Annotated in this window: 17 protein-coding genes; 13 read left to right on the plus strand and 4 right to left on the minus strand. The window is 70.4% G+C overall.

The window, feature by feature from the left end; translation table 11 throughout:
• The 3 genes from OG570_RS12765 to OG570_RS12775 are packed head-to-tail and all read left to right on the plus strand — an operon-like array spanning position 1 to position 3,766.
• Positions 1 to 921, plus strand: a complete 921-nt coding sequence (locus OG570_RS12765) for a carbohydrate ABC transporter permease (protein ID WP_326956618.1) — start codon at positions 1 to 3, stop codon at positions 919 to 921.
• Positions 918 to 1,739 carry a carbohydrate ABC transporter permease gene (locus tag OG570_RS12770; protein ID WP_326945181.1) on the plus strand — a complete coding sequence of 274 codons (822 nt, stop codon included), beginning with the start codon at positions 918 to 920 and terminating at the stop codon, positions 1,737 to 1,739. The genes OG570_RS12765 and OG570_RS12770 overlap by 4 nt, the downstream gene beginning before the upstream one ends.
• 14 nt (positions 1,740 to 1,753) lie before the next feature.
• Positions 1,754 to 3,766, plus strand: coding sequence for an alpha-galactosidase (locus tag OG570_RS12775; protein WP_326956619.1), 2,013 nt, complete (start codon positions 1,754 to 1,756; stop codon positions 3,764 to 3,766).
• 47 nt (positions 3,767 to 3,813) lie between these two features.
• Here the strand turns inward: OG570_RS12775 and OG570_RS12780 are convergent, their stop codons facing one another.
• Genes OG570_RS12780 through OG570_RS12790 form a run of 3 tightly spaced genes read right to left on the minus strand, consistent with a single transcriptional unit; the run spans position 3,814 to position 6,330 of the window.
• Complete coding sequence (locus OG570_RS12780) at positions 3,814 to 4,815, minus strand: lactonase family protein (RefSeq protein ID WP_326956620.1); 1,002 nt, start codon at positions 4,813 to 4,815, stop codon at positions 3,814 to 3,816.
• Positions 4,808 to 5,425: a bifunctional 4-hydroxy-2-oxoglutarate aldolase/2-dehydro-3-deoxy-phosphogluconate aldolase gene (locus tag OG570_RS12785; RefSeq protein ID WP_326956621.1), complete on the minus strand. Its 618-nt coding sequence runs from the start codon at positions 5,423 to 5,425 to the stop codon at positions 4,808 to 4,810. The genes OG570_RS12780 and OG570_RS12785 overlap by 8 nt, the downstream gene beginning before the upstream one ends.
• Complete coding sequence (locus OG570_RS12790) at positions 5,422 to 6,330, minus strand: sugar kinase (protein WP_326956622.1); 909 nt, start codon at positions 6,328 to 6,330, stop codon at positions 5,422 to 5,424. Before OG570_RS12790 ends, OG570_RS12785 begins: the two co-directional genes overlap by 4 nt.
• Before the next feature lie 185 nt (positions 6,331 to 6,515).
• Between OG570_RS12790 and OG570_RS12795 the strand changes: the two genes are divergently transcribed.
• From OG570_RS12795 to OG570_RS12840, 10 genes are all read left to right on the plus strand, one after another.
• Positions 6,516 to 8,564, plus strand: a complete 2,049-nt coding sequence (locus OG570_RS12795) for a hypothetical protein (RefSeq protein ID WP_326956623.1) — start codon at positions 6,516 to 6,518, stop codon at positions 8,562 to 8,564.
• A gap of 14 nt (positions 8,565 to 8,578) precedes the next feature.
• A complete protein-coding gene (locus OG570_RS12800; RefSeq protein WP_326956624.1) occupies positions 8,579 to 9,262 on the plus strand; it encodes an SDR family NAD(P)-dependent oxidoreductase in 684 nt (227 codons plus the stop codon).
• A 24-nt stretch (positions 9,263 to 9,286) separates the two neighbouring features.
• Positions 9,287 to 10,432, plus strand: coding sequence for a galactonate dehydratase (dgoD, locus tag OG570_RS12805; protein WP_326956625.1), 1,146 nt, complete (start codon positions 9,287 to 9,289; stop codon positions 10,430 to 10,432).
• Entirely contained in the window at positions 10,426 to 11,265 is an 840-nt protein-coding gene (locus tag OG570_RS12810) for a DUF4380 domain-containing protein (protein WP_326956626.1), read from the plus strand. Before dgoD ends, OG570_RS12810 begins: the two co-directional genes overlap by 7 nt.
• A gap of 23 nt (positions 11,266 to 11,288) precedes the next feature.
• Positions 11,289 to 12,716 carry an adenylosuccinate lyase gene (gene purB / locus OG570_RS12815; RefSeq protein WP_326956627.1) on the plus strand — a complete coding sequence of 476 codons (1,428 nt, stop codon included), beginning with the start codon at positions 11,289 to 11,291 and terminating at the stop codon, positions 12,714 to 12,716.
• A gap of 150 nt (positions 12,717 to 12,866) precedes the next feature.
• Positions 12,867 to 13,691, plus strand: a complete 825-nt coding sequence (locus OG570_RS12820; protein WP_326956628.1) for a substrate-binding periplasmic protein — start codon at positions 12,867 to 12,869, stop codon at positions 13,689 to 13,691.
• Between the two features lies 1 nt (position 13,692).
• Positions 13,693 to 14,460 carry an ABC transporter substrate-binding protein gene (locus OG570_RS12825; RefSeq protein ID WP_326956629.1) on the plus strand — a complete coding sequence of 256 codons (768 nt, stop codon included), beginning with the start codon at positions 13,693 to 13,695 and terminating at the stop codon, positions 14,458 to 14,460.
• A 7-nt stretch (positions 14,461 to 14,467) separates the two neighbouring features.
• Complete coding sequence (locus tag OG570_RS12830; protein WP_247059211.1) at positions 14,468 to 15,253, plus strand: ABC transporter substrate-binding protein; 786 nt, start codon at positions 14,468 to 14,470, stop codon at positions 15,251 to 15,253.
• A gap of 7 nt (positions 15,254 to 15,260) precedes the next feature.
• The gene (locus OG570_RS12835; protein WP_326956630.1) at positions 15,261 to 16,028 is read left to right on the plus strand and encodes an amino acid ABC transporter permease; all 768 of its coding nucleotides are present in this window, start codon (positions 15,261 to 15,263) and stop codon (positions 16,026 to 16,028) included.
• The gene (locus tag OG570_RS12840; protein WP_326956631.1) at positions 16,022 to 16,768 is read left to right on the plus strand and encodes an amino acid ABC transporter ATP-binding protein; all 747 of its coding nucleotides are present in this window, start codon (positions 16,022 to 16,024) and stop codon (positions 16,766 to 16,768) included. Before OG570_RS12835 ends, OG570_RS12840 begins: the two co-directional genes overlap by 7 nt.
• A gap of 64 nt (positions 16,769 to 16,832) precedes the next feature.
• Here OG570_RS12840 and OG570_RS12845 read toward each other — a convergent pair whose 3' ends face one another.
• Positions 16,833 to 17,639 (minus strand): SAM hydrolase/SAM-dependent halogenase family protein, encoded by an 807-nt coding sequence (locus tag OG570_RS12845; protein WP_326956632.1) that lies wholly within the window; start codon positions 17,637 to 17,639, stop codon positions 16,833 to 16,835.
• Positions 17,640 to 17,666: the final 27 nt, after the last annotated feature.

Here is a 17,666-nt window from a genome sequence, read left to right on the forward strand (position 1 = left end):
ATGGCGGTGCTGACCGCGAAACGGCCCGACACGGCGTTCCTGGCCGCGAAACGCCGTCGTCGCCGGGTCTCGCCCGTGCTGCTGGCGTTCGTCCTGGTGCCCCTCGTCGTCGAGGGGTTCTGGGTGTTCTGGCCCGCGCTGCAGGGGTTCTACCTGGCGCTGACGAACTGGGACGGCGTCTCGGCGCCGCAGTTCGTCGGCCTGGGGAACTTCGCCGAGATGTTCTCCGACGACATCTTCGGCACGGCCGCGCTCGACACGGTGATCTGGCTCGTGCTCTTCGGCGGCCTCTCGGCCGTCGGCGGGCTCGCGCTCGCCACGCTGCTGCAGAAGGAACGCAAGGGCGTCGGCTTCTACCGGGCCGCGTTGTTCACGCCGGTGGTGTTCTCGCTGGTGGCGACGTCGCTGATCTGGCAGGTGATCTACCAGCCGGACGGCGTGATCAACCGGCTGCTCGCCGCGATCGGGCTCGGCAGCTGGCAGCACGCCTGGCTCGCCGACCCGAAGACCGCGCTGTACGCGGTGCTCGTGCCGGCGCTGTGGCGGCAGCTCGGGTACGTGATGGTGCTGTACCTGGCCGGGCTCAAGGGGATCGACCCGGTGCTCTACGAAGCGGCCAAACTGGATGGCGCCACGGCGTGGCAGCAGTTCCGCAACGTCACCTGGCCGCAGCTGCGCAGCGTCAACTCCGTGGTCCTGTCGGTGATCATCATCGACTCGCTGCGGTCGTTCGACGTCATCTGGTCGATGACGAAGGGCGGGCCGTACCACTCGTCCGAGGTGCTCAGCACGTACATGTACGCGACGGCGTTCCAGTCGCTGCGGCTCGGTTACGCGTCCGCGCTGGCCGTCGTGATCTTCGTGCTGGCGTTCGGCGTGATCGTGACCTACCTCGTGCGCGCCTTCCGGGAGGACTCGTGAGGCGGACGCGGACCGCGGGGTTCCACCTGCTCGCGGGCGGGCTTTCGGTGCTGTGGCTGCTGCCGATCGTGCTGGTGCTGACAACGAGCGTCCGGACGTTCTCCGACATCGCGTCGAACGGCCTCGGCGCGCTGCCGGCGTCGTTCTCGCTCGACGGCTTCGGGCAGGCGTGGGGCGAGGGCGGCGGCGGGCACGCGATGCTGAACAGCCTGATCGTCACGATCCCGACGGTGCTGCTGTCGTTGCTGCTCAGCGCGGCGGCGGCATTTGCGCTCAGCCGGTACCAGATTCCGTTGCGGCGCACGATCATCCTGGTGATGCTGTCGGGCAACCTGCTGCCACCGCAGATCCTGCTGGTGCCGGTCGCGAAACTGTCGGAGCTGCTGGGGATCTACGACACGCTGACGGCGTTGATCGTCGTGCAGGTCGGGTTCGGGCTCGGCTTCTACACGTTCGTGCTGCAGGGGTTCATGCGCTCGATCCCGGACGAGATCCAGCAGGCGGCGCTGATCGACGGCGCCGGCGTGGTGCAGATCTTCGGCCGGATCATCCTGCCGATGACCCGCCCGGCGCTGGCCGCGCTCGGCGCGCTGGCGTTCACCTGGACGTTCAACGACCTGCTGTGGTCGATCACCGTGCTGCGCACCGGCACGGTGATGCCGGTGACGCCGGCGCTGCTCGGCCTGCAGGGGCAGTACGTGTCCAACTGGAACGTGATCGCGGCGGGCTCGGTCATCGCGGCCGTCCCGACGGTCGCCGTCTTCCTGCGGTTCCAGAAGCACTTCATCTCGGGGCTGGCGATCGGGGCGATCAAGTGACGTGGACAGTGACCATGAAGTCCACCTCGTACACCGTGGCGCTGGACCCCACTTCCCGGTGGGTCGAACTCGTCGCGTGGGGGCCGTCCGGGATCGAGGACGGGCCGTCGGTGTTCACGAACGCGGGCGACGTCCACTTCATCACCGAGGCCGACGCGGCCCCGGTCGAGTACGCGCCGCTGGGCCTGCGCCCGTTCTCCGGCGCGGACGTCGCCGTGCGCGGCGGTTCGTGGTGGCGCTTCGACGGCGCCGCATCGGATGCGGATCTGCGTCTGACCTTTGTGGACGAAGTGACCGGGTTGCGCGCGGTGCTGTGCTACCGGCCGGTGCCCGACACGGACGTCCTCACGCGGTGGGTCGAGTTCTCGAATGCCGGCTCATCGACGCTGGAGTTCGACCGGCTCGGCTCGGCGGGGGTGTGCGTCCCGACGGTCGGCGGCGCCCAGCTGACGTACCTGACCGGCCAGTGGTCACAAGAGTTCACCCGGCAGTCGGTGTCGCTACCCGCCGGCGGGTTCCGGATGGAGAGCCGGTTCGGCGTGCCGGGCCACGCGCACGTCCCGTGGCTGGCGGTGCAGGACGTTTCCGGCGGCCCTGCTTACGGCGTCTCGCTGGCCTGGCCGGGTTCGTGGTCCATCGAGGCGGACGTCGAGCCGTCCGGCTTGACGCGCATCCGAGCCGGACGGCTGCCGTCCCCGGGCCCGGTGCTTTTAGAACCCGGCGCCTCTCTGTCAACACCGCCGGTCGCTCTGGCGTCCAGTGTGGACGGACTGCCAGGGCTGGCGTCGGTGTGGCACGACTACGACCGGGTGCTGGCCGGCTCCCGGTGGCAGCGCCCGCGTCCGGTGCTCTACAACTCTTGGGAGGCAACGGGTTTCGACGTCCGGAGTGAGCACCAGCTGGAGCTGGCGAAGCACGCGGCCGACATCGGCGTCGAGCTGTTCGTGGTGGACGACGGCTGGTTCACCGGCCGCGACGACGACACCGGCGGCCTGGGCGACTGGACCCCGGCGGACGAGTCGTTCGGCGCGTTCGTCGACTCGGTGCGGGACCTGGGGCTGGAGTTCGGCCTGTGGGTGGAGCCGGAGGCGGTAAGCCCGAAGTCGCAGCTCTACGCCGCGCATCCGGACTGGGTGTACCGGATCGACGGGCGTCCCTTGACGCTGATCCGCAACCAGCTGCTGCTGGACCTGGGCCAACCCGCGGTGGTCTCCTTCATCAAGTCCACTCTGGACTCACTGCTGTCGACGTACCCGATCTCGTACCTGAAGTGGGACATGAACCGCCCACCAACAGAACGCGGCCGCCCTGGTTCCCCTTTCGCCGACTTGGACGCCGAGCACGTCGAGGGCTACCTCTCAGTCCTGGACCACCTACGTTCGGCGCACCCCCACGTGACGATCGAGGCCTGCGCAGGCGGCGGCGGCCGCACGGACTTGGCGACGGTGGCGCGCACGGACGTCGTCTGGCCGAGCGACAACACGGGCCCCCTCGACCGCCTGTCCATCCAGGACGGCTTCCTGCTGATGCACGCGCCGCACTTGATGAGTTCCTGGGTGACGGACGCACCGGGAGTCTTCGACCCGCGCCCGCGTTCGTTGCGTTTCCGCTTCGTCACGGCAATGGCCGGAGTACTGGGAATCGGCGCGGACCTGTCACGCTGGAACCCTTCTCAACTCGCAGAAGCGGCTGCCTTGGTGACGCTGTACAAGCAGATCCGCCCAGTGATCCACCACGGCACGGCCCAGGTAATCCACGGCCCAACCACCCCCACGGCGGCCACCCAGTACACCTCGGAAGACGGCGACACGGTAGTGGTCCTGGCGTGGAACACGGGCACGTTGACCGGAGCACCCTTGGTCCCGGGCCGCTCGTCGCGGGTACGCCTCTCGGTACGTCCGGAGTCGTCCTATGTGGACGATTCCGGCACGCACTACTCGGGCACGCACCTGAGGTACGCGGGCCTCCCGTTCGACTGGACCGCAGACCACGACGCCGACGTGGTCATCCTCCGCCGAAAGCCGTGAAGGCCTCCTTACCGGCCATAAGAGCCGGTAAGGAGGCCTTCACGGCTTCAGGGAAGCGAGACCGGCAGCACGAACGTCGGCGATCCCGTCGGGTAGCGGCGCAGCTCCGCGTCACCGGACGCCGTCAGCGTGAACGCCGTGATCGCGTCGTCGCTCTGGGCCGCGACGTAACACGTGCCGTCCACCAGGGCGAAGTGCCGTGGGTTCGCGCCGGACGGCTGGTCCGACACCGCGGCCGCGTCGTCGAGGGCGAACTCCGTGACGCAGTCCGGGCCGCGGTTCGAAACGTACATCCGTGAGCCCGCCAGCTCCAGGTGGGCCACCAGGTTCGGTGTCACCGACGACAGCGTCGACGGCGTCACGGCTACAACTGAGAAGGCGCCCGGGGACGTCTCGCGGACCGTCACCAGCGTTCCGGCCAGCTCGCCGACCACGTACGCCAGGTCGGTGCCCGGCCGACGGACCAGCTGACGTGGGCCCGTGCCCGGCGGCAGGGACGAGACGGCGAGTGACGACAGGGAACCGTCAGAAGACAGCGTGTAGCTGCGGATCTCGTCCGTGCCCAGGTCGACCGCGCTCACCACCGTCGAATCCGCCGACGGGACCGCCATGTGGACGTGTGCCGCCTCCTGTCGGTCGGCGGAGGGGCCGCTTCCGGTGTGCTGGACCGAGGCCGTCCGGGAGACCAAGGCGCCCGATGCGGACAGCGAGAACACCGCCAGGCTGCCGCCGGTGTAGTTGGCGCACAACAGGAACCGGCCGTCCGGGGTCACCGCCAGGTGGCACGGGTGGGCTCCGCCGGTAGAAGCAGTGCCCAACACCGAAAGAGCCCCGGCAGGCGACAACGACAGTGCCGTCACAAAGCCGGTGGCGGTCTCGTTCGCCGCATACAGCACCGGGAGCGACGGGTGCCGGACCAGCCACGACGGCGATTCCAGTGGCAGCGAGGCGACCTCAGTCAAGCCGGACGACGACCGCGCGAACGTCGTGATCCCGGTGCCGTTTCCCGCCTCGCCGGTGTAGCAGCCGACGAAGACCAGCTCAGCCATGCGTGCTCCTCAACAACGTCTCGACCCGGACGGCGATCTCCTCGGTGGTCCCGCGGGTCAGCGCCGAGCCGACCCCGCAGGCCACCGCGCCCGCCGCCAGCCAGCGTGGCACGTCGTCCGGGCCGATGCCGCCGGTGGGTACCAGCGGCGCCTGCGGCAGCGCCGCCCGGACGTCCGAGATCCACGACGGCGCCAGCGCGGACGCCGGGAACACCTTCACCGCGTCCGCGCCTTCCTCCAGCGCCCGCACGATCTCCGTCACCGAGCCCGCGCCGGGGACCGCCGCGACGCCGTACCGGTGCGCGGTCCGGATCACCGCGGCGTCCACCGACGGCGACACCAGGAACCGCGCGCCGGCGCGGATGGCCAGGACCGCCGACGCCTCGTCGAGCACCGTGCCGGCGCCGATCGTCGCGTCCGGGTAGGCCGCGGACAGTCCCGAGATCGCGTCCAGCGCGCCGGGGTTCGTGAGCGGCAGCTCCACCGAGCGCAGCCCGGCTTCGATGACCGCGCGCGCCGCTTCCACCGCGGACTCCGCGTCGTGCGTCCGTACGATCCCGACGATGCCCTGACGCAGCGCATGCGCCGTGATCTCCCAGCGGTAGGTCATCGGTCCACCTCCGTGCTGATCAGTGCCAGTTCTCTCCGGTCCGGCAGGCCTTCGAGGTCGGTCCGCGTGCCGACGACCCGGGCCGCGCAGGCCGCGCCCGCGTGCAACGCCTCCGCCGGCGACGCGCCGCGCAGCCACGCCGACAGGTACCCCGACGTCAGCGCGTCCCCCGCGCCGACCGGATCGACGACCCGCGTGACCAGGCTGTCCTGCTTCCACGAGCCCTCCGCCGTCACTGCCCGCGCGATCTTGTCCCGCTGCTTGACGACCACCGTGTGCGCCCGGCCCGCGAGCAGCGCGTCCGGTGTCTGCCCGAGCAGTTCGAGTTCCTCTTCACCGGCGAAGACCAGATCCGCCCTGGTCAGCAGCGGCCCGACGGTCTCGCGCCAGCGCTCCGGGCGGCCGAGCTTCAGCCGGACGTTCGGGTCGAAGGACACCCAGGCGCCCGAAGCGCGTGCGAGCGCGAAGAGCGCTTCGACGGCTTCACACGCTCCGGGCGACAGCATCGCCGTGATCCCGGAGACGTGCACGAGCCGAGCGCCATCGAGGCCCGCTTCGCGCACGTACGCAGCTGACAGGCGCGAAGCAGCTGAGCCGCTTCGGTGGTACTCGACCGTTTCGGTGTCCCGGAGCAAGAAGCCCGTGTAGTGCTCGGGATCAACCTCGACGCGCGAGACGTCGACGCCGTCCGCGCGCAGCGTCGCGAGCACGTGCGCGCCGGACGGGTCGTCGCCGACGCGGCTCAGCCAGCGGACGCCGTGGCCGAGCCGGGCCAGGCCGACCGCGACGTTCGTCTCGGCGCCGGCGACCGACGAGGTGAAGGTGTGCGCGCGCCGCAGCGCGACGCCGGGCTCGGCGAGCAGCAGCCGCATCGCCTCGCCGAGAGTGACGACTTCGGTGTTCATCAACGAGAGCATAGCTCGTGAAATCTTAATTTAGGATTTATTCTTGACGGAGCCTGAGACGCCCCGGCATGCTGCTCCAGGCTTAGCTCGACGCTGTTTCAACCGGGGCTCCGCCCCGGGCCGGGGGCTCCGCCACCCGGAGCCCCCGCAAAGCACCTGTTCACTGGAGAAGGGTGTCCAGCAACATGCTCCTGAAGAGGTCCCTAGCGGTCGTAGCAGCGGCCGCGGCCGCGCTCACCGCCATCGCGATCCCGGCCCAGGCCACACCGGCCGTCGACCAAGGCGCTCCCGACTACTACGACAGCGGGGTCGCGAAGACCCCGTACATGGGCTGGAACACCTACTACGGCCTGGGTGCGCCCAGCGAGGCGTCGGTCGAGTCCGTCGCGGACTTCCTCGTCTCCAGCGGCCTGCGCGACGTCGGTTACCGCTACGTCTGGATCGACGGCGGCTGGACCGCCGCGGACCCGCGCGACAAGAGCGGCAACCTCCTCGCGGACCCGGCCAAGTTCCCGAGTGGACTGTCCACTTTGGTCAATTACCTGCACTCCCGTGGGCTCAAGGCCGGCATCTACACCGACGCGGGGGCGTCGGACGGCAAGAACTGCGCGGCCGGCTCCGGTGGCCACTACGAGCAGGACACCAAGCGGTTCGCGAGCTGGAAGTTCGACGCCGTCAAGGTCGACTTCCTCTGCGGCATCGCCCAGAACCTCAAGCCCGCCGACGCGTTCTCGCAGTTCAGCAGGGCCCTCGCCAAGGCGGGCCGGCCGATGGTGCTCAACGTCTGCAACCCGGTCACCGACGAGTGGGGCACCCCGCACGGGCCGGACCAGGTCGCCGGGATCGCCTACAGCTACGGCCCGCTCGTCGCCGACTCCTGGCGCACCAGCACGGACATCGCGTTCGGCACGCCGTACGAGGGGATCTGGACCGACGTCCTGCGCAACATGGACGCCAACGCCGCGCACCCCGAGGCCAACGGGCCGGGGCACTACAACGACCCCGACTACCTGATCCCGATGCGCAAGACCGAGCAGGGCACCTACGAGCTCAACGAGGAGGAGTCGACCACCCAGTTCGTCATGTGGGCGGAGATGGCCTCCCCGCTGATCCTCGGCTCCGACCCGCGCACGCTGCCCGCGTCGATGATCAGCACGCTGAAGAACCCGGAGATCGTGGGCGTCAACCAGGACCGCCTCGGCACCCAGGGCGTCCGCGTCGCGAACAACGGCAGCACCGACACCTACAGCAAGGTCCTCTCCCGCGACGGCGAGCGGGCTGTAGTTTTGTTCAACCGCGGTGAGACGCCGACGCAGATGACGCTCAGCTTCGCCGACGCCGGGCTCAAGGGCCGGGTGTCCGTTCGCGACCTGCGCGCCCGCGCCGACCGCGGCAGCGCGACCGGCTCGTACACGGTCACCGTGCCCGCGCACGGCACGGCGTTCCTGCGCCTGCACGGCACCGACCTCGTCCCGGGTGACGACCTCGGCGGCGACGCGTCCGCCAGCCCGGCGATCGTCCGCACCGGCGGCAAGACGGTGACGTTCTTCCGGGACCGGAACGGCTCCCTGCAGGTCAAGGGCCTCGACGGCCCGCGTCAGATCGGCGGCGAGTTCCTCGGCCAGCCCGCCGCGGTGGCCGGTCCGAACGGCATCGACGTCTACGTCCGCGGCCTCGACAACGCCGCCTACCAGCGCACTTACGCGAAGGGCCGCTGGGGCGACTGGAAGCGGCTCGGCGGCACGCTCACCGATTCGCCGTCCGTCACTGGCGACGGCACGCTCTTCGCGCGTGGCGCCGACGGCCAGGTCTGGCTGCGGACCAGCGCGGGTCAGTGGTCAGGTCTCGGCGCGCCCGGCGGCAAGCCGATCTACGGCCGGCCCGGCGCGGCGACGTCCACGAACGGCACGGTCGTCGCCGTTCGCACCGCCGACGACAGCGTCTGGACGCGCACCAAGACCGGCGCCACGTGGTCGGACTGGACGGGCATCGGCGGCACGGTCAGCAGCAGCCCGACGCTCGTGGCGGTCGGCGCGAAGGTCGCGCTCACCGCGTCCGCGAGCGACTACTCGCTGTGGGCCAACGAGTGGTCCGGCACCTGGGCGGGCTGGTTCAAACGGCCGGAGTACCCGAGCGGGAGCATCGTGGGAACCCTCGGCGCGGCTTCCGACGGCGCGTCGCTGTGGCTCGCCGCCCGAGGGCCGGACGACCATGTGCACGTAGCGAAGTTCTAGGAACGGGAGAGGCGATGTCCACGCGTACGGCGGTGGTGACCGGAGCGGCGTCCGGGATCGGGGCGGCGACGGCCCGGAAACTGCTCGACGACGGCTACCGCGTGCTCGGCGTGGACATCGCCGAACTCCCCGACGGCGTCACGCCGATCCGGGGCGACGTCACCGAAGAGGCGACCTGGGCGGCCATCGGCGAGGTGGACGCCCTGGTCAGCAACGCCTACGTCCCCAGCACCGGGCCGCTGCACGAGATCGACCGCGCCGAGTGGTGGCGGCAGCTCGACGTCAACCTGACCGGCGCGTACCTCGCCGTGAAGGCCTGCTTGCCGTCGCTGCGGGCGCGGGGCGGGGCGATCGTGCTCGTCTCGTCGGTGCACGCGCACTTCGGCCTGCCGGGTCATCCCGCGTACGCCGCGAGCAAGGGCGCGCTGGTCGCGCTGGCCCGGCAGCTGGCCGTGGAGTACGCCCCGGCCGTGCGGGTCAACTCCGTGCTGCCGGGGCCGGTGCTCACCGAGGCCTGGAACCGCATCTCGCCCGAGGACCGCGAGCGCAGTGCCCGCGCGACGCCGGCCGGGCGGCTCGGCGAGCCGGCCGAGGTGGCGGACGTGATCGCCTTCCTGCTCTCGGACGCCGCGTCGTTCGTCACCGGCGCCGAGCTGACCGTCGACGGCGGCTGGTCCGCCGCCAAGGATTCCGCATGATGGGGACGCAGATGGGGGACACGGGTGAAGATCACCGGGGTTGAAACGTTTCTGGTCGCGCCGCGCTGGCTGTTCCTCAAGGTCAGCACGGACGAGGGCATCAGCGGCTGGGGCGAGCCCGTGGTCGAGGGCCGCGCGGAGACCGTGCGCGCGGCCGTGCACGAGCTGTCCGAGCTGCTGATCGGCCAGGACCCGCTGCGCATCGAGGACCACTGGCAGGTACTGCGCCGCGGCGGCTTCTACCGCGGCGGGCCGGTGCTTTCGAGTGCCTTGGCCGGGTTCGACCACGCGCTGTGGGACATCGCCGGGAAGGTCCGTGACGCGCCGGTCCACGAGCTGCTCGGCGGCCCGGTCCGCGACCGCGTCCGGGTCTACAGCTGGGTCGGCGGCGACCGGCCCTCCGGCATCCGCGAGGCGGTGACCGCCCAGGTCGAGGCGGGGTTCACGGCGGTGAAGATGAACGTCGCCGGCCCGTTGACGGCGATCGCGTCACCCCGCGAAGCCGACGCGGCGGTCGCCCGCGCGTGGGAAGCGCGCGAGGCGCTCGGCCCGGACCGCGACCTCGCCATCGACTTCCACGGCCGCGTCTCACCCGCGATGGCCCGGCGGCTGGTCAAGATGCTGGAAGACGTCCAGCCGATGTTCGTCGAGGAGCCGATCCTGCCGGAGACGCAGGGCGACGCGCTGCGCTCGGTCGTCGAGGCGTCGACCGTGCCGATCGCGGTCGGCGAGCGGCTGTACTCGCGCTGGGAGTTCAAGCCGGTGCTCGACGCCGGGGTCGCGGTCGTGCAGCCGGACCCGTCGCACGCCGGCGGCATCTCCGAGCTGCGCCGGATCGGCGCGCTGGCCGAGATGTACGGCGCGTCGCTCGCACCGCACTGCCCGCTCGGGCCGATCTCGCTCGCCGCGTCGCTGCAGGTTTCGTTCGCGACGCCGAACTTCCTGATCCAGGAACAGAGTCTGGGCATGCACTACCACGAGGGCAACGAGCACTCCTACCTCGTCGACCCGTCGATCTTCACCTTCCAGGACGGCTACGCGGCCCGCCCGCTCGGCCCGGGCCTCGGCATCGAGGTCGACGAAGCCGCCGTCCGCCGGGCCGACGAGATCGGGCACGCCTGGCGCTCCCCGGTGTGGCGCCACGACGACGGCGGCCTCGCCGAATGGTGACCTGGCTCGAGCGCGGCGACCTGCGGCTCGGCCTGGTGCCGGAGCTGGGCGGCCGGCTGCTGTCGGCGCGCCACCGCGGCGTCGAGCTGCTCTGGCGCGACCCGGCGCTGCTCGGCGCCGACCTGTGCGGCGACTACGCGCCGAACTCGGGCCGGATGGGCGACTGGGTCAACTACGGTGGCGACAAGACGTGGCCCGCGCCCCAGGGCTGGGCCGGCCCGGACCAGTGGGCCGGCCCGCCGGACCCGGTGCTGGACTCGGGCCCGTACGCCGTGGCCGCCGACGGCGACACGGTGACCATGACCAGCGCGCCGGACCCGCGCACCGGCCTGCGGTTCACCCGCGCGATAACCATCCTCGACGACGGCTACCGGCTGGACCTGCGCGCGGAGAACGTCAGCGACCGCGAAGTGCGCTGGGCCCTGTGGAACGTGACACAGTGCCCCGGCGGCGGCGCGGTCACCGCCGGGCTCCGGCGGCCGGACGTCGTCGCGCTGGTGGCGGGGACGGGCACGCCGGAGTACACAGTGGACGGTGACCGGCTGGTCGTGCCGCCGCAGGACGTCGTCGGCAAGCTGGGTGTGCCGGGCACGGCGGGCTGGGTGTCCTACGGCGCGTTGACGCTGTCCTTCGACGTCGACCCGGTCGGCGAGTACCCGGACGAGGGCTCGCCGCTGGAGATCTGGCTGGAGCACCCGCTGCCGGAGCCGCTCGCGGAGCTGGGCGACCTGGACCCGCCGGCGCGGATCGTCGAGCTGGAGGTCCTCGGCCCGCTGACGACGCTGGCGCCGGGCGCCTCGACCGCCCTCACGATCCGCGCGACCCTCGCCTGACCTGCACAGGTATCGTGAAAGCCGTGACGGACAAGCCCCGCATTCCCAACGTGCTCGCCGCCCGCTACGCGTCGCCGGAGCTGGTTTCGCTCTGGTCTCCGGAGGAGAAGGTCGTCCTGGAGCGGCAGCTCTGGATCGCCGTGCTCAAGGCGCAGAAGGACCTCGGCGTCGACGTGCCCGACGGCGTCGTCGAGGACTACGAGCGCGTGCTGCGGCAGGTCGACCTCGGGTCGATCGCGGCCCGGGAGCGCGTCACCCGCCACGACGTCAAGGCGCGCATCGAGGAGTTCAGCGACCTGGCCGGGCAGGAGCACATCCACAAGGGGATGACCTCGCGCGACCTCACCGAGAACGTCGAGCAGCTGCAGCTGCTCCGGTCGCTGGAGCTGGTCCGCGCCCGCGTCGCCGCCGTGCTCGCCCGGCTGGCCGTGCTCGCCGTCGAGCACACCGACACCGTCATGGCCGGGCGCTCGCACAACGTCGCCGCGCAGGCCACCACCCTCGGCAAGCGGTTCGCCACGGCCGCCGACGAGCTGCTGGTCGCCTTCGAGCGGCTCGACAACCTCATCGGCCGCTACCCGCTGCGCGGCATCAAGGGCCCGGTCGGCACCGCGCAGGACATGCTCGACCTGCTCGGCGACGAGTCCACTTTGGACGAACTCGAAGACCGCGTGATGCGGCACCTCGGCTTCAACCGCCGGTTCGTCAGCGTCGGCCAGGTCTACCCGCGCTCGCTCGACTTCGACGTGCTGTCCACTGTGGTCCAGGTCGCCGCGGCGCCGTCCAGCCTGGCCAAGACGATCCGGCTGATGGCCGGCCACGAGCTGGTCACCGAGGGCTTCAAGCCCGGCCAGGTCGGCTCGTCCGCCATGCCGCACAAGATGAACACCCGCTCCTGCGAGCGCGTCAACGGCCTCGCCGTCGTGCTGCGCGGCTACCTGTCGATGATCGGCGAGCTGGCCGGCGACCAGTGGAACGAGGGTGACGTCTCCGACTCGGTCGTCCGCCGCGTCGCGCTGCCGGACGCCTTCTTCGCGCTCGACGGCCTGCTGGAGACGTCCCTCACGGTGCTGGCCGAGTTCGGCGCCTTCCCGGCCGTCATCGAGCGTGAGCTGGATCGCTACCTGCCGTTCCTCACCACGACGAAGGTGCTCATGGCGTCGGTCCGCGCGGGCGTCGGACGTGAGACGGCCCACGAAGCCATCAAGGAGCACTCCGTAGCCGTCGCGCTGGAGATGCGCGAAGGGCGCGCGGAGAACGACCTGCTCGACCGGTTCGCGGCCGACGAGCGCATCCCGCTCGACCGCGGTGAGCTGGACAAGCTGCTCGCCGACCGGATCTCGTTCACCGGAACGGCCGGGCGTCAGGTGACGCAGGTCGCCGAGCGCGTCGCGCAGGTGCTCGAGCAGTTCCCCGAAGCGGCGGGCTACGCGCCCCAGCCGATCCTGTGAGCTGACGCACGAGTCCACGGACTGGAACGAATCCACACGAACGGGCGAAATCCCTAATCTCGACCGCTGAACCCGGAGCGTCAGATCGTCTACCAGATGACCTGACGTGCTTTCCTCGCGCCACCGGCGCGCCAACCTCTGGAAGAAGCGATGAGATCCACGCTGTCGAAGATCGCCGCCGTCGTCACCGCGGGCGCGCTGACGCTGACCCTGGCCGCCTGCGGCGGTGCCGACTCCTCGGCCGCGAGCAAGACCCTGCGCGTCGGCACGCTGAGCGACGCCCCGCCGTCGATCTACCTGGAGAACGGCCGGTTCACCGGCTACGACAACGAGCTGCTGCGCGACATCGCGAAGCGTGAGGGCTTCGAGGTCGAGTTCGTCGGCACCGAGTTCTCCGGCCTGCTGGCCGGCGTCGCGACCGGCAAGTTCGACATCGGCAGCTCGACGATTTCGAGCACCGAGGCGCGCAAGAAGACGGTCTCCTTCTCCAACGGGTACAACACCGGCTTCACGACGATCGTGACCAAGAAGGGCGCGAACCTCAAGGACCCGGCGGCGTTCGCGGGCAAGCGGCTCGGCGTCGTCCAGGGTTCGGTGCAGGACGAGTTCGCGGGCAAGACCAACGGGGCCCAGGTCGTCCGCTTCCCCGACTACAACGCGGGTTTCGCGCAGCTGAAGAACGGCACGCTGGACGGCTGGGTCGTGCCGCAGGACATCGGCCAGAAGTACCTGGACCAGAACCCCGCGGTGCCGCTGGAGCTCGGCTACACCGTCGAGGACAAGGACACGCCGTCGGCGTTCGCCGTCGCCAAGACCGATCCCGACCTGCTGAAGAAGCTGAACGACGGGCTCGCGAAGGCCATCGCGGACGGCACGGTCGCCCGCATCTACGGCCAGTTCTACAAGACGACACCGCTGTCGAAGGAACTCCAGCAGGGCGGCCCCGGTCTGCCCGTGAAGAACCTGGGTGCGTGACATGAAGAAGCTGATCGTCACCGTACTGGCCGCGGCCCTCACGCTCACCGCGTGCGGCAGTGGCTCGGACAGCGCTTCCCCGGCGCTGCACGTCGGCACCCTCAGCGACGCGCCGCCGAACATCTTCCTCAAGGACGGCAACTACACCGGCTTCGACAACGAGCTGCTCAAGGCCATCGCGGCCAAGCAGAACCTGAAGCTGGAGTTCGCCGCGACGGACTTCTCCGCGCTGCTCGGGCAGGTCGCGTCCGGCCGCTACGACATCGCCAGCTCGGCGATCGCGCAGACGGACGAGCGCAAGAAGACCGTCGACTTCTCGGCGGCCTACGACTTCGAGACCATGAGCATCCAGGCCGAGCAGGGCACGCCGGTCACCGACGAGAAGGCGTTGGCGGGCAAGCGGGTCGCCGTCATCCAGGCGACCGTCGGCGACCACTGGCTGGGCACCACGGTCCCGACCGCGCAGGCCGTGCGCTTCCCGGACTACGCCGCCGCGCTGACCGCGTTGAAGACCGGCGCCGTCGACGCGTACATCCTGGACCAGAGCATCGCCGAGAAGAACGTCACCGACAACCCCAGCGCCAAGCTTGTCGTCGTGAAGAGCTTCGTCACGGACGTGCCGCACGGCTTCGCGGTGAAGAAGGGCAACACCGAACTGCTCGGCAAGATCGACGCCGGGCTCAAGCAGGTGATCTCCGACGGTACCTGGCTTAAGCTGCACCAGCAGTTCCTGCCGACCGCTCCGGTGCCGGCCGGGTTCCAGGGTTAGGAGACCCATGAAGAAGACACTGGTCACGGCGATCGCGGCGACGCTGCTGGCCGCGCTCACGGCGTGTGGCGGCGGCTCGGACAGCGGCGGCGGTGACAAGACCCTGCGCGTCGGCACGCTGAGCGACTCGAAGCCGAACGCCTACCAGGAGAACGGCACCTTCACCGGCTTCGACAACGAGCTGCTCAAGGCCATCGCGCAGAAAGAGGGCCTGAAGCTCGAATTCGTCGCGACGGACTTCTCGGCGCTGCTCGGCCAGGTCGCGAACGGCACCTTCGACATCGGCAGCTCGGCGATCTCGCAGACCGACGCCCGGAAGAAGACCGTCGACTTCTCGGCGCCGTACAACTACCAGTCCCTCGGCATCGAAGCCAAGGAGACCGCCGGCATCACGGACGAGAACTCCTTGGCGAGCAAGCGGATCGGCGTCGTCCAGGGCACGGTGTCGGACACCTGGCTCGGCACGAACGCACCGACCGCGCAGGCCGTCCGGTTCCCGAACGACGCCGCCGCGCTGGCCGCGCTCAAGACCGGCGCGGTCGACGGCGCGGTGTTCGACCAGGCCACCGCCGAGGACTACGCGAAGAACAACCCGGACGCGAAGCTCAAGGTGACCAAGGCGATCACCACGACCATCCCGCACGGGTTCGCCTTCAAGAAGGGCAACACCGACCTCATCACCAAGGTCAACGACGGCCTGAAGAAGGTCATCGCGGACGGCACCTGGGTGAAGGTGCACGACCAGTTCGAGGCCACCGCGCCCGTTCCCGCGGAATTCAAGGCGGGGCAGTAGAACCGCGATGGAGCAATTCCTCGATACCTTCCTCAACTGGGAGTACATCTGGCAGGTCTTCCCCGACCTGCTGAAGACCGGTCTGCTCAACACGCTGATCCTGGCGTTCACCTCCGCGGTGATCGGCACCGTGCTCGGCATGGTCGTCGCGGTGATGGGCCTGTCCACCAAGGCGTGGCTGCGCTGGCCGGCCCGGGTGTACACCGACATCTTCCGCGGCCTGCCGGCGATCCTGACCATCCTCGTGATCGGCCAGGGTCTCGGCACGCTCGCCCGGGATGTCGTCGGCACCAACCCGTACCCGCTGGGCATCCTGGCGCTGAGCCTGATCGCCGCCGCCTACATCGGCGAGATCTTCCGGGCCGGCATCCAGAGTGTCGAAAAAGGACAGCTGGAGGCCAGCCGCGCGCTCGGGATGAGCTACAGCAAGGCGATGCTGCTGATCGTCATCCCGCAGGGCGTCCGCCGGGTGCTGCCCGCCCTGGTGAACCAGTTCATCTCGCTGGTCAAGGACTCCAGCCTGGTGTACTTCCTCGGCCTGCTGTCCGAGCAGCGCGAGCTGTTCCGGATCGGGCAGGACCTGGCGGCCAACACCGGGAACCTGTCGCCGCTGGTCGCGGCCGGGTTCGTCTACCTGGTGATCACGGTGCCGCTGACGCACCTGGTGAACTACATCGACAAGAAGCTCCGGACCGGGCGCAAGGTCCGGGCCGACGAGCCGGACGAAGGCGACCCGGTGGAGATCGGTCCCGGCGGAAGGGTGAGCGCGTGGTAACGACGACAGCGGTGCGTTCGTCCAGTGTGGAGCTGCGGGACATCCACGTCAGCTTCGGCACGCTGGAAGTCCTGCGCGGGGTCGACCTGAAGGTGCCGAGCGGCAAGACGACCTGCGTGATCGGGCCGTCCGGTTCCGGCAAGTCGACGCTCCTGCGGTGCGTGAACCGCCTGCAGGAGCCCGACTCCGGCGACCTGCTGCTCGACGGCGAGTCCGTGATCCGGTCCGACCCGGACGCCCTGCGCCAGCGCGTCGGCATGGTGTTCCAGCACTTCAACCTCTTCGGTCACCGGAGCGTGCTGGACAACATCGTGCTGCCGCTGCGCAGCGTGAAGAAGCTGAGCAAGGAGGAAGCGGCGGCGATCGCCCGCGCCCGGCTGGCGGACGTCGGCCTGGCCGACAAGGCGCCGTACCGGCCCAGCGCGTTGTCGGGCGGGCAGCAGCAGCGCGTCGCGATCGCCCGGGCGCTGGCGATGGACCCCGAGGTCATGCTGTTCGACGAGGCCACCAGCGCGCTCGACCCGGAGCTGGTCAAGGGTGTGCTGACGCTGATGGCGGGCCTGGCCGAACGCGGGCTGACGCTGATCGTGGTCACCCACGAGATGGGCTTCGCCCGCAGCGTCGCCGACGAGGTCGCGTTCATGGACGCGGGCAGGATCGTGGAGCAGGGCCCGCCGGCGCAGCTCTTCGACGACCCGCAAAGCCCGCGCCTGCAACGGTTCCTCTCGCAGGTGCTCTGACGCGGTCGTGAGTGGGAAACAGTGTTAGAACACTGTTTCCCACTCACGACTGTGGACCGCCGGGTCAGGTGGCGGTCGGCGACGACGTGATCGTGCACTCCTGGGCCGGGCCCAGCCCGAGCACGGCCGCCGCCGAGCCGCCGTTGACGGCGACGGCGAGCCGGCCCGCCGAGTCCGCGAAGAGCACGCTCGCCCCGGTGGGCACGTCCGCGAAGGTCCGCCCGACCGCCGTGATCACCGCGACCCGCTCGCTGTGCACCGAAACCGCGCCGGTCAGCCCGCTCAGCTCGAGATCCGCCGGCGTCGCGGCCAGCTGGACGTTGCCGAAGTGGTCGACCGTCAGCACTTCCGACACCAGCTTGCCGGGGAACGCCGCCACGAACGGCTCGGGCAGCTCCACCAGCGTCTCGACGGCGTTGCCGAATGCAGACGGCAAGACGCCCAATGCAAGGTGCGCGGCCGCGGGCGCGAAGACGTCCCGCCCGTGGAACGTCGCCGACGTCGCCGGCAGCCGCAGCGACGGCTCGGTCAGCTCGTACGCGGCCCGGACCCCGCCGAGGGCCCGCGCGGCGGGCAGCAGCAGGCCGTTGTCCGGCCCGACCAGCAGCCCGCCCTCGGCGACGACGACCACACCACGCCGTGCCGTGCCGACGCCCGGGTCGACCACCGCGACGTGCACGGCCTCCGGCAGGTAGGGCGCCGTCTGCGCCAGCGCCATGGCCCCGTGGCGGACGTTCTGGGGCGGCACCTCGTGCGTCACGTCGATGACCCGCACGGCGGGCGCCAGCCGCGCGATCACGCCGTGGCAGGCCGCCACGAAGCCGTCGCGCAGCCCGTAGTCGGTGGTCATCGAGGCCCATGTCAGCGGCATGTGCAGCATCATCCTCGGTGGCGGAGC

The organism is Amycolatopsis sp. NBC_01286, assembly GCF_035982555.1.
Classification (GTDB): Bacteria; Actinomycetota; Actinomycetes; order Mycobacteriales; family Pseudonocardiaceae; genus Amycolatopsis.